We start from the raw sequence: 12,416 nt of genomic DNA on the forward strand, positions 1-12,416 counted from the left end.
GATTGAGTGAGTATTCGTATGAAATAATTGCTAAAAATTCTGTTAATCATCAATCTTTATACGCTGAATTTTCTAGCCCGGATAGCAGCGATTACTCCGCAACATGAGATGGAGAGTTGGAGGAATTTAGAAATGGAAAAGCAACCGCGTGAGGAGTAATAGCGAATAGCCGGAACAAGCTTCTGAAATATTTAAAGTAAAATAAGGAGGATTTTTTGAATTATTTAGACAAAATATAAAGGTTATATTTTGTGCGAAAATAACCCAAAACATAATTGTATTGGCTTTATAAATTTTATACTACAAAAATCGTGCTAATGATGATTTTTCCAAAAAAAAATATTAAATTCGTAGATGTTATGTTAACAAACACAAAGTAGAATATGCTAAAACAACATTTACAACTTAAATTAGGACAGAAACTTGCTCCTCAGCAGATTCAGCTGATGAAGTTGATTCAGCTTCATACTTTGGAGTTTGAGGAAGAACTCGAAAGAGAACTTGAAGAAAATCCTGCACTGGAAGTAGCCAAGGAAGAGTCTAAAGAAGATGAATACTCAACTCTAGATGAAAGCTATGAAAGTGAAGGTACGGAAAGTATAGAAACTGATTTCGACGTCAATGAATATCTGTATGATGATGAACCAAGCTATAAAACGGCTTCAAGTAATTATTCTGCCGATGATGAAGATTTTGATAATGAAAGCCTCCTTACTGAAGGACAGTCGTTGTATGACTATCTAATGGAGCAAATCAACCTTGTCAACATCAATGATGAAGATCTGAAAATTGCTGAATACATTATTGGTAATTTAGACACTGATGGCTATTTGAGAAGAGAGATAAAGGCGATTGTTGATGATTTGGCTTTTTCACAAGGGATTTATACGACCAAAGAGAAAGTTGAAGATATACTTGAAAACTATATTCAGAAATTAGATCCATCGGGTGTTGGAGCAAGAGGTTTGCAGGAGTGTCTTTTACTTCAGATTGAGAAAAAAATCAGTTCTGATAAGGCGGTTTCTTTGGCTGCAAATATTTTGAGATATCAATTTGATGCGCTTACCAACAAGCATTACAATAAGATTATTCAGAAATATGATATTGAGGAAGAAGATTTGAAGGATGCTTTAGAGGAAATTTCAAAATTATCTCCAAAAGTAGGTGGAAACTTCGATACTCAAACCATTACAATCAATCAGGAGATTATTCCAGATTTTGTAATACAGGTGAAAGATGGGCAGGTTATCCCAATGCTTAACAGCAAAAATGCACCTACTTTAAGGGTTTCTGAAGAATACAAAGATATTTTAACTACTTATTCTCACGATAAAAAATCATCTGAACATAAGCAGGCTGCATTATTTATTAAGCAAAAATTAGATGCTGCAAAATGGTATATCGATGCTATTAATCAACGTCAGAATACTTTGCTTCAGACGATTAATGCTATTGTGAAGTTTCAGCACAATTATTTTATCACAGGTGATGAGAAGTCATTAAAACCTATGATTTTAAAGGATATTGCGGATATTACAGGTTTTGATATCTCAACGATTTCAAGAGTGGTTAAAAGTAAGTATGCAGATACGCCAAACGGAATTCTTTACCTTAAAGATTTGTTTTCTGACAGCTTAACCAATGACGATGGTGAAGAAGTGTCTACAAAAGAAATTAAAAATCATCTTCAGGAAGTAATCAGCAAAGAAAATAAGAGAAAACCTTTAACGGATGATGCTTTAGTCGTAATTCTTAAAGAACAGGGGTACAATATTGCAAGAAGAACAATTGCTAAGTACCGTGAACAGCTCAATATTCCGGTTGCAAGACTTAGAAAAGAACTTTAAAATAGAAAAAAGCATTTCAAAATCTGAAATGCTTTTTTTTTGTTTATTATAATTTTAATAAAATAGCCTAAAGCAAAGTGTTTTCTATGAATTTATTACCCACTATCTTATTTTTCTAAACCTAATTCTTTCATAGAAATTTCTCTCATTTCTACTTTTCTAATTTTTCCTGAAATAGTCATTGGGAATTCATCCACAAACTTCCAATACTTTGGGATCTTATAATGTGCAATTCTGCCTTTGCAGTATTCATTTAATTCTTCTTCTGTTACCGTAAATCCTGAGCGGATTTTTACCCAAGCCATTACTTCTTCTCCAAATTTTTCACTAGGCACTCCGATAATCTGAACATCTAAAATATTAGGATAAACATAAAGAAAATCTTCAATTTCTTTTGGCGAAATATTTTCCCCACCACGGATGATTAAGTCTTTTATTCTTCCGGAAATTGTGATGTAACCGTCATTGTCCATTACAGCCAAATCTCCGGTGTGCATCCATCTTCCGTCGTCGATTACTTTTTTGGTATTTTCCGGGTCGTTCCAGTACTTCAACATTACAGAATAACCTCTTGTAGAGAGTTCTCCATGTTCACCGCGATTTAAAACTTTACCATTTTCATCGATAATTTTTATTTCTAAATGATTCTGAACAGTTCCAACTGTACTTACTTGCTTTTCTAAAGGTGTTCCAATCAAAGTTTGCGTAGAAACAGGCGATGTTTCGGTCATTCCGTAGCAAATACTCATTTCCTTAATGTTCATTAAATTTTCGACCTTTTTCATGATCTCTGGCGGACAAACAGAACCAGCCATCACTCCGGTTCTCAAATTTGAAAAATCGTACTTATCAAAATCTTTCACAGCCAATTCAGCAATAAACATTGTAGGAACTCCGTATAAAGAAGTACATTTTTCATCTGAGACTGCTTTTAGTGTAATTTCTGGATCAAAACTATCATTTGGAATCACCATACAAGCTCCGTGAGAGGTACAGCAAAGATTTCCGATAACCATTCCAAAGCAATGATAAAAAGGAACGGGAATGCAGACTCTGTCTTTTTCTGTGTATTTTAAACGGATTCCGATAAAATAACCGTTGTTCAGAATATTATGATGGGAAAGCGTAACTCCTTTGGGGAAACCTGTAGTTCCTGATGTATATTGAATGTTTACAGGATCATCAAATTCAACTTTATTTTCAAAATCTTCAAGCGTTTCGTCTGAAATATCTTTTGAATTATTGAGGAAATTTTCCCAGGTCTCATCGAAAAATGTTTCTGATTTTAGAGTGGTGCAAAACTCTCTTGCATCAGCAATCATTTTTTTATAATTACTTGATTTAAAAGTCAGCGACGAAAAAATATGAGACATTTCCGACTGATTGATGACAAAAATTAATTCACTCGTTCTGTAAGCAGGATTAATATTGACTAAAATAATTCCAATTCTTGCCGTTGCATATTGAAGCAAGACCCATTCGTAGCGGTTTGCAGCCCAAACTCCAACTCTGTCACCAGATTTTACTCCTAGACTAATTAAGGCTTTGGCAACCTGAGTGGTTTGATTATAAAATTCTTGATAAGTAGCTCGATAATTTTGATGTACACAAATCAAGGCATCCTGGTCCGGAAATTTTTCAACAGTATTTCTAAGATTTTTCCCAATGGTTTCTCCCAACAATGGTATGTGGGAAGCTCCGTGAACATAAGATAAAGACATAAAATGCTAATTTGATAGAATAAAATTAGACATTATATCTTTAAAATAAGTCTTAAAAAGGCTTAATTTTCCTGAGATTCTATTTCTTTTAATTGATTTAAATTTTTATCGAGTCTGCTCATAATAATTCCATAAACCAATCTGTAGTATACCCAAATCAGAATAACGCACAATATTGTACTTACTATAATCCCAACAATAAATCCAGTAAAAGTCGAACTGTTAATTTCTATGTTTTGAACATTTAAAATATAAAAAGTAAAGCCGATTAACGCACTTATTAAGATTAATAATAATCCGATATTCGTTAAAATAAAAGCATTCACTGTTCTCTTAAAGGTAATTATTCTGATAATAAAAAGCTTAAGGTCTTCTTCAACTCTAATTTTCCGATAGTTTTGATAAAACTTAAATACGAAAAATCCGGTAACTACTAAACTCAAGATTTTTACAATTAAATAAATATTATCAAGTTTGGTAATAAGTTGGCTGTCTCTGTGAACTCCCATTTTCTCTAAAATACTCAAGAAACTATCTGATTCATTATTTTGTATAAGGTAAAATACACCCAAAACACTGAAAAGTAAAAACTCTACCACGCTAATCCAGAAAATATATTTCATGTAATTGCGTGATTTATTATTGAGCATTTTCAGAATCTCATTATTGTCGTATTTCTGTTTCACAGGCTGTTCTTGCCAGGTTTTCTTAAAGCTGTCTAAATCAAATTCAGGCATGTTTTTCCATTTTTTCTTTAAGGATTTTCTTTAATCTGTTCATTTTCACACGTGCATTTACTTCCGTAATACCCAAGTTTTCGGCTATATCCTTATAAGGCAAGTCGTCGAGATACATCATTACAATTGCCCTTTCTACATTTGGAAGGGTTTTTATTACGGTGTAAAGAAGTGAAATTTGCTGCTGTTTGTCATCATCATCTTCAACGAAATCTCTGTGATTGATGTCTAGCTCGTTAGTCTGTAAACTTTTACTTTTTTTTCTGAAAAGAGTGATGGCTGTGTTGAGTGCAACACGATACATCCAGGTAGAAATTTTTGAATTTCCTTTAAAAGAATCATAGCTTCGCCAAAGCTGTAAAACAATTTCCTGGAAAAGATCTTCCTCATCTTCCAGCGAATTGGTGTACAGACGCGATACTTTAATAATCAATCCCTGATTATCTTTTACAAGCTGTGCAAACTCTTTCTCTTTAGAAATCAAAATAAATGTATAACTGCACGAAGATAATAATTTTAATGTAACAATCTAACAATCTAACAATGTAACAGTCTAACAATTTTAAAATAAAATATAACTTCTTTTTAGATTGGTAAATTGGTACACTGCTACATTGTTAGATTAAATTGTATCTTTGCAGCCACGAGAAAATCGGCTTGTTGATTCTTGTTTCGGCAAGGGTAGGAAAGTCCGGACACCATAGAGCAGCAAAGCGGATAACATCCGTCATCCGTGAGGATAGGACAAGTGCAACAGAAAGCAGGTACAGTTCGGCTGTAGTGAAACCAGGTAAACTCTTTGCGGTGCAATGATAAGTATATCGGTTCTTTTCAGTAATGAAAATAGGGGCGGCTCGCTCTGAAAGCCGAGGGGTAATCAGCTCAAGTTTTGCAGCAATGTAAAACGTAGATAAATAACAGGCACTTTTTTAAAGTACAAAATCCGGCTTATAGATTTTCTCGTGTTTTTTTAATTGTTAAAATTCAGTTTTGCAGGCAAAATCATCTGAATATTTACTGGTCCTGAATTTATTGTCTTGTGATCAATAATATTATCTTTTCTGTAGAATGTTAACTGATTAGTAATTTTAAATTTTTCTTTATTTCCTATTTCTTTTTCTAGGATTTCTTTTATTTTACATCTTCTCTTTTCTCCGATGTCAGAAGAAATAGCACCGAGCAAATTTATATCAGATTTTTCTAACTCAACTATAATCTTAAAAGTTATAATTTTTCGTTTATGATTTTTGTATTCTATAATTTCATATTTTTTATCACCAATTTTTTTTATTTCATAATCATATTTATCTTTATCTTCATTGGAACTTAATTTAAAGGATTTTTTGTAAATAAAAGAGTATTTATCTTTGGTTGTCATATTTAAAAAAGAATGACCAACATTTCTTTTATTATCATAAACAGTAAATGTTAAATCTGAGTGACTAAAAGCAGTAATACTTTCATCAGAAGTATTCAACAATAAAGTCTGACTGCCTTTATATTTAATTTGTGGTACTTCATGATAAATTTCAACAAATGCATCAAACTTATACGTCTGTGAAAATCCTATTTTGTATAGAAAGAAAACAAATATTAGAATATATTTTTTCATCATTTTAAATTTTATTATTCACTTTCCAATTGTTTTTTAGCCTCATCCAGACCTTTTCTATCTTCTTTTGAAAGCTCAGGGAATTTCAAATCCATTTTTTCTAAAGTATCAATAATAATTTGCAAAGCCGAAAGTCTTGCAAACCATTTATTGTCCGCCGGAATTACATACCAAGGTGCTTCATCTTTTGAAGTTTCATTAATGGCAGTTTCGTAGCATTCCATATATTGGTCAAACAAAGCTCTTTCGGGTAAGTCTGCAGCCGAAAATTTCCAGTTTTTTTCCTGTTCGTTGATACGGTCTAAAAGCCTTTTCTTTTGCTCGTCCTTAGAAACATTCAAGAAAATTTTAATAATTGTCGTTCCATTTTGAGCGAGATGTTTTTCAAAATTTCTGATGCTTTCATATCTGTTTTCCCAGAATTTTTTATCAAAATCCTTTACAGAATCCCAGGTTTTTTCGCTTAAATTATATTCAGGATGTACTTTACAGACCAAAACACTTTCGTAATGTGAGCGGTTAAAAATACCAATCATCCCTTTCTGAGGTAAAGCTAGATAATGCCTCCACAGAAAATCATGTGAGTATTCTCTAGAACTTGGAGTTTTAAAACTTGTAACATTGCAACCTTGAGGATTTACACCTCCAAAAACATGCTCTATTAAACTGTCTTTTCCTGCGGCATCCATCGCCTGTAAAACTACTAACAATGATTTACTTCCGTCAGCATAAAGTTTTTCCTGAAGCTCTCTAAGCTTTTCTTTTTCCTGAATTAATAATTGTACACCTTCTTCTTTAGTGAGTTTTCCTTTATATTCTGTTGAAGATTTTTTTATTGAAAATTTTCCTTTAATTAAAAAGTCGCCTGAGAAATTATTATCCATGTTTTTTTATATGATTTAATGATTTAATGATTTAATGATTTAATTCAATAGATAAATGATGATGAGATTTCAATATATCTTAACTTTCTAACATCTAACAATATAAATGTAACAAAAAAACCGCCTCAATTGAGACGGTTTAAGAATTTTTTAAGTAAAAATTATTTTTTTGCAGCCATTTTAGCCGCTTTTTTCTCAGCTTTAGCCGCTGCTTTTTGTTCTGCAGCAGTTAATGGTTTTGGTTCAGGAGCATTAGGAGTTACTTCACCTTTAATGTAAATTACGCTTCTGCTATTTACAGGGTCATTAGAAAATACTTCAATCATTTTGTTGAATGGAGAAACACTTGCAGTGTTGTATCCAACTTTAATTTTTGCTGATTTTCCAGGTGCAATAGGAGCTTGGCTAAATTCTGGTGTAGTACATCCACAAGCTGGCTTTACATTAGAAATAATAAGTGGCTTATCTCCTGTATTGGTTACAGTAAAGAATCTTGTACCATCAGAATTTGGTTTAATTTGACCATATTCATAAGTAGTTTTGTCGAATGTAATTGTTTGTGCAGATGCTAATGCAAATGTTCCGAATAATGCAATTCCTGCTAATAAGTTTTTCATATTCTTGAAAGTTAATATGTTTGTTAGATAAATTTTGAGAAACAAAGTTAAAAATTATTTTAATTAGTGCTTACATTTTTTTACTTTAAACTATTTTTGCAAATTATAAGTTATAAGAAACCAGAATTTATGCAGATTTCAGAAAAGTATAATCCACAGGAAACAGAACAGAAATGGTACAATTACTGGCTGGAAAACAAATATTTCCACTCAGAGCCCAACGAAAAGCCACCTTATACGATTGTAATTCCGCCGCCAAACGTCACAGGAATTCTTCACATGGGGCATATGTTGAATAATACCATTCAGGATGTTTTGGCCCGTCGTGCAAGAATGCAGGGCTTTAATGCTTGTTGGGTTCCGGGAACAGATCACGCTTCAATTGCTACTGAAGCGAAGGTTGTTGCTAAACTGAAGTCTGAAGGAATTAATAAATCTGATATTACCAGAGAAGAATTTTTGAAACACGCTTGGGAATGGACCGACAAATACGGCGGAACAATTCTTGAGCAGCTGAAGAAACTTGGTTGTTCTTGTGATTGGGACAGAACCCGATTCACAATGGAAGAGTCTCTTTCTAAGCAGGTAATCAAATCTTTTGTTGATTTATACAATAAAGGATTGATTTATCGTGGCTATAGAATGGTCAACTGGGATCCGGAAGCGAAAACCAATATTTCTGACGAAGAAGTAATCTTTAAAGAGCAAAACGGAAAATTATATTTCCTTAAATATAAAATCGAAGGTACAGAAGAATTCCTTTCGGTGGCTACAACGCGTCCTGAAACTATTTTCGGGGATACAGCAATCTGTATCAATCCTAATGATGAGAGATATGCTCATTTGAAGGGTAAAAATGTAATTGTGCCAATTGTAAACAGAGTTATTCCGATTATTGAAGACGAATATGTTGACATCGAATTCGGAACAGGTGCTTTGAAAATTACTCCTGCACACGACATTAATGACTACGAAATCGGACAAAAACATCAGTTACCAATGATTGATGCTTTAGATGATGACGGAAATCTGAATGAGCACGGATTACATTACGCTGGAAAAAACAGATTTGATGTTAGAAAACAAATCGCGAAAGAATTAGAAGAAAATGATCTTTTGTTGAAAGCAGAAGATTATGTAAATAAAGTAGGAACTTCAGAAAGAACGGGTGCGGTTATCGAACCTAAAGTTTCTGTTCAGTGGTTCTTAAAAATGTCTGAAATTGGAAAGCCGGCTTTAGATGTTGTAATGGATGATGAAGTAAAATTCTATCCTGAGAAATTTAAAAATACCTACAAACACTGGATGGAAAACATCCGTGACTGGAATATTTCTCGCCAGCTTTGGTGGGGACAGCAAATTCCTGCTTTCTATTATGGTGATGGTGAAAATGACTTCGTAGTTGCCGAGACAATCGAAGACGCTTTGGCTTTAGCCAAAGAAAAAACTCGAAACCCAGAACTCGAAACTCGAAACTTGAGACAAGACGAAGACGCTCTTGATACATGGTTCTCATCTTGGTTGTGGCCAATGTCTGTTTTTGACGGGTTGAATAATCCTGATAATAAAGACATCAATTATTATTACCCGACTTCAGATTTGGTAACAGGTCCGGATATTATTTTCTTCTGGGTTGCAAGAATGATTATGGCAGGATTGGAATACAGAAAAGAAGTTCCATTCAAAAATGTTTATTTCACAGGGATTGTAAGAGATAAGCAGAGAAGAAAAATGTCAAAATCTTTAGGAAATTCACCTGATCCTTTAGAATTAATGGATAAATATGGTGCAGATGGCGTTCGTGTTGGAATTTTATTAAGCTCTGCGGCTGGAAATGATCTTCTTTTTGATGAAGATTTAATGCTTCAGGGAAGAAATTTCATGACAAAAATCTGGAGTGCTTTCCGTTTGATCAACATGTGGAATCATGAAGATAAGCCTGCAAATGCAACAGAAACTCAAACGATCGAATGGTTTGAAAATAAATTAAATAAAACGATTATTGAAATTGACGATCAGTTTGAGAAATTCAGAATTTCTGATGCTTTACATTTAATTTATAAATTAATTTGGGATGATTTCTGTGGTTCTTATTTAGAAGCAATTAAACCAAATTATGGGGAAGGAATTTCTAAAGAAGTTTACAATAAAACAGTTTCTCTTTTTGAAGAATTGATGAAATTAGTTCATCCGTTCATGCCTTTCCAGTCAGAAGAAATCTGGCAATTGATTTCGGAGAGAAGCATCGATGAGGCTTTGGTTATTGCTCAACAGAAAAAAGCAGAAGGATTTAATGAAGATATTATTAAAAACTTCGAAACAGCATCAGAAATTATTTCAGGTGTTAGAAATTATCGTCAGACAAAAGGAATTTCGCCAAGAGAAGCCGCTGAAATTTATACCAATGCTTCAGAATTTGCAAATGAACCTGTAATTAAGAAATTAGCCAATATTTCTGAAATTCATTTCGGAGCCAAAACAGATAAGCCAAGTTTCACGTTCCTTGTAGGATCTACCGAAGTTTCAATTCCATTAAGTGAAAACTTAGATTTAGGAGAAGAAAAAATTAAGACAGAAGAAGAATTAAAATATTTAAAAGGATTCTTGATTTCTGTTGATAAAAAACTTTCTAACGAAAAATTTGTTGCTAACGCAAAACCTGAAGTTGTAGAAAGCGAGCGTAAGAAACAAAAAGATGCGCAAGATAAGATTGCGATTTTAGAAGAAAAATTAAAAACACTCTAATATTTTATTTTTCTAACGTGTGTAGATATGCTCTTAAAACATATAAATTCCACTATGTTTGTTTTAAATGTAGAAAAACATTTAAACAAACTCCTGTGGATGATATTTTGTTGAGAATAAAAAAGGATAAAGTATATCAAGAACTGAACGGAAAGTCTATTAGAAAGGTAGGGCAAGTATTTACAAAAAAAGAAACAAACAGCTTAAAAGAATTATGTGATGAAATTGAAAGTAGAATTATAAAATGCCCTGAATGTACTGAGGCAATGGTTAATTTGGGGCATGATTTTAAAGCTCCAAAAGTATCTGCCAAAAAAGAATGGGAAATTATAGAGGGACTTTATAGAATAGGTAAAACTTTTTTCAGTTGTGGATGTGATGGAATTGGATACATTCCACAAAATGAAAAAGACTACAAAGATTACTTAGAAAAAGTTTTGACAGATTATGAAAATTCTATTAAATTTTATCAAAATGCTACTCCTGAAGAATATCCAGACAGAATTGAAAGGATGAATTATTGGAGTGAGAAAAAGCTGAAAATAGAAACAGAATTAAAAACACTAAAATAAAAATTCAGGTTAAGTCTCAAACTTAACCTGAATTTTAGCCTAATAATATAAATGACACATCTAGAAAACATACAAAAACTTTTCTCAAAAGACTTTGTAGAAAGTCCGTTATTGGAAAGTTTTGAAGTGGGAAAAATATACCTTTCCACCGGAAAATTGGTTGCTTGTGATCCTTTGATTACGAATGATATGCAACCTTTTTCTACTGAGTTTCCAAAAGGAGATTTTCAGGTTTTAATTCATAAAGAAAGAGAAAGTAACTGTGTTGCTTATGCAGAAATTGTATTTAGTGATGCAAAAATTTCATCATGGAAACTTGCCACAACCAAAGAACAAAATATAAAAGATTTAGCGGAAGGTGAAGTTTTTGGTTATCCTGTAGAAAGCGGAATGGGCTGTTTTATGGATGTACAGACTCAGGAACATCTTAATCTTCATGAGCAGAAACTTTTTCAGAGAAAAGGTGATGATTTTATGGGAATTTACGAAGAGTTTTTCCATGAGCATTTCTTTGATGAAAACGGTGCTATCGATCAGTTTGCATTTTTAAAACCTACTGAAGAAAATCCGGGAAATATTTTTGCTTTTGAAACTGGTTATGGTGAAGGCTTTTATGCAAGTTATATAGCTCTTGATAAAGAAAATAAACCGGTAAAAATTATTACTGAATTTATTGAGATATTAGTTAGCTAAAATTGCTTACATTTAAATAGTAGTTTTTAATTCAAAAGACTATCAATATATTATTATGAACTTTTCATCAGAGCATCCAAAGATTGTCGTTGTTGGCAGTTGTTCACTAGATTTGATATTGTATACTGATAAAATCCCGTCTCGTAATGAAACGGTGATGGCTCGTCATTCTGAAAATTATTTTGGTGGAAAAGGAGCTAATCAGGCAGTTGGTACCGCAAGATTGGGCGCTGCTGTTCATTTTGTTGGCTGTGTAGGGATTGATCCTTTAGGACAGCAGATCATGCGAAATCTTGTTAACGAAAATGTGAATGTAGGTTTTGTTTACGAAACAGATCAGGAATCTACAGGCATTGCTTATGTAACGAGTTGTAACGGGGACTTTTCTGTTGTGGTAGATTCTGCGGCCAATAAAAATGTGAAGGTAAAGCAAATTGATGATGCTGAAAGATATATTCACTCATCATCTCTTGTTCTTTTACAGCTGGAAATTCCAATGGAAGTTATTGAGTATACTGTAAAAAAAGCAAAAAGTCTTGGCAAAATGGTAGGTTTGTATGCATCTCCTGGGACAAGATTAAATGAACAGATTTTAGATGATGTTGATTTTATCATAGCCCGAAGCAATGAGCTTTCTATTATTTTTGGAGAAGACAAAAGAGAAGAAATTCTTAAAAAATATTTTAATAAACTTTTCGTAAGAGACGAAACCAATTCTACGATTTATTATGACGGAGCCGAAATGAAATATTTCCGCAACGAAAATGAAAGCATGGTCTACAAAATGGGAATGGGAGATGCCTTTACCTCTGGTTTTGCAGTGGCATTATGTCATAAAAATACCATTGAAGATTGTGTAAAATTCGGTAATCTGGTTTCTTCAAAAGTTTCTTTGGGAAAAGGTGCACAAATGGCGCTTCCTTACCTAAAAGATTTGATATAGATTTTATTTAATGCATATTGAAAAGTCTTTTAAATAGAGATTTAT

At 32.8% G+C, this 12,416-nt stretch carries 11 protein-coding genes and 1 other RNA gene; 6 read left to right on the forward strand and 6 right to left on the reverse strand.

Translation table 11 applies throughout. The annotated features are described in order from the left end of the window. The first annotated feature begins 383 nt into the window (after window positions 1-383). The gene (gene rpoN, locus BUR17_RS15090; protein WP_074231288.1) at window positions 384-1,847 is read left to right on the forward strand and encodes an RNA polymerase factor sigma-54; all 1,464 of its coding nucleotides are present in this window, start codon (window positions 384-386) and stop codon (window positions 1,845-1,847) included. 107 nt (window positions 1,848-1,954) lie between these two features. Here rpoN and BUR17_RS15095 read toward each other — a convergent pair whose 3' ends face one another. The 3 genes from BUR17_RS15095 to BUR17_RS15105 all read right to left on the reverse strand — a co-directional run bounded on the left by BUR17_RS15095 (window position 1,955) and on the right by BUR17_RS15105 (window position 4,789). Then, on the reverse strand, window positions 1,955-3,568 hold the full coding sequence (locus BUR17_RS15095; protein ID WP_074231290.1) for an AMP-binding protein: 1,614 nt from the start codon (window positions 3,566-3,568) through the stop codon (window positions 1,955-1,957). Window positions 3,569-3,630: 62 nt separating this feature from the next. Further along, window positions 3,631-4,305, reverse strand: a complete 675-nt coding sequence (locus BUR17_RS15100; RefSeq protein ID WP_074231292.1) for a beta-carotene 15,15'-monooxygenase — start codon at window positions 4,303-4,305, stop codon at window positions 3,631-3,633. Next, window positions 4,298-4,789: an RNA polymerase sigma factor gene (locus tag BUR17_RS15105; protein WP_074231294.1), complete on the reverse strand. Its 492-nt coding sequence runs from the start codon at window positions 4,787-4,789 to the stop codon at window positions 4,298-4,300. Before BUR17_RS15105 ends, BUR17_RS15100 begins: the two co-directional genes overlap by 8 nt. 160 nt (window positions 4,790-4,949) lie before the next feature. On the opposite strand from BUR17_RS15105, the gene rnpB reads away from it, so the two are divergent. After that, window positions 4,950-5,272, forward strand: an RNA gene (gene rnpB, locus BUR17_RS15110) — RNase P RNA component class A. A 3-nt stretch (window positions 5,273-5,275) separates the two neighbouring features. Here the strand turns inward: rnpB and BUR17_RS15115 are convergent. The 3 genes from BUR17_RS15115 to BUR17_RS15125 all read right to left on the reverse strand — a co-directional run bounded on the left by BUR17_RS15115 (window position 5,276) and on the right by BUR17_RS15125 (window position 7,418). Beyond that, a complete protein-coding gene (locus BUR17_RS15115; protein ID WP_074231297.1) occupies window positions 5,276-5,917 on the reverse strand; it encodes a hypothetical protein in 642 nt (213 codons plus the stop codon). A 14-nt stretch (window positions 5,918-5,931) separates the two neighbouring features. Next, window positions 5,932-6,801 (reverse strand): polyphosphate kinase 2 family protein, encoded by an 870-nt coding sequence (locus BUR17_RS15120; RefSeq protein ID WP_074231299.1) that lies wholly within the window; start codon window positions 6,799-6,801, stop codon window positions 5,932-5,934. Window positions 6,802-6,962: 161 nt separating this feature from the next. Then, window positions 6,963-7,418, reverse strand: a complete 456-nt coding sequence (locus tag BUR17_RS15125; protein ID WP_074231301.1) for a DUF1573 domain-containing protein — start codon at window positions 7,416-7,418, stop codon at window positions 6,963-6,965. Window positions 7,419-7,547: 129 nt separating this feature from the next. On the opposite strand from BUR17_RS15125, the gene BUR17_RS15130 reads away from it, so the two are divergent. The 4 genes from BUR17_RS15130 to BUR17_RS15145 all read left to right on the forward strand — a co-directional run bounded on the left by BUR17_RS15130 (window position 7,548) and on the right by BUR17_RS15145 (window position 12,371). Beyond that, on the forward strand, window positions 7,548-10,163 hold the full coding sequence (locus tag BUR17_RS15130; RefSeq protein WP_074231303.1) for a valine--tRNA ligase: 2,616 nt from the start codon (window positions 7,548-7,550) through the stop codon (window positions 10,161-10,163). Window positions 10,164-10,258: 95 nt separating this feature from the next. Then, entirely contained in the window at window positions 10,259-10,735 is a 477-nt protein-coding gene (locus tag BUR17_RS15135; RefSeq protein ID WP_074231305.1) for a hypothetical protein, read from the forward strand. Window positions 10,736-10,786: 51 nt separating this feature from the next. Beyond that, complete coding sequence (locus BUR17_RS15140; RefSeq protein WP_074231306.1) at window positions 10,787-11,428, forward strand: DUF4241 domain-containing protein; 642 nt, start codon at window positions 10,787-10,789, stop codon at window positions 11,426-11,428. A 55-nt stretch (window positions 11,429-11,483) separates the two neighbouring features. Next, window positions 11,484-12,371 carry a ribokinase gene (locus BUR17_RS15145; RefSeq protein ID WP_074231308.1) on the forward strand — a complete coding sequence of 296 codons (888 nt, stop codon included), beginning with the start codon at window positions 11,484-11,486 and terminating at the stop codon, window positions 12,369-12,371. Window positions 12,372-12,416 lie beyond the last annotated feature (45 nt).

The organism is Chryseobacterium scophthalmum (assembly GCF_900143185.1).
Classification (GTDB): domain Bacteria; phylum Bacteroidota; class Bacteroidia; order Flavobacteriales; family Weeksellaceae; genus Chryseobacterium; species Chryseobacterium scophthalmum.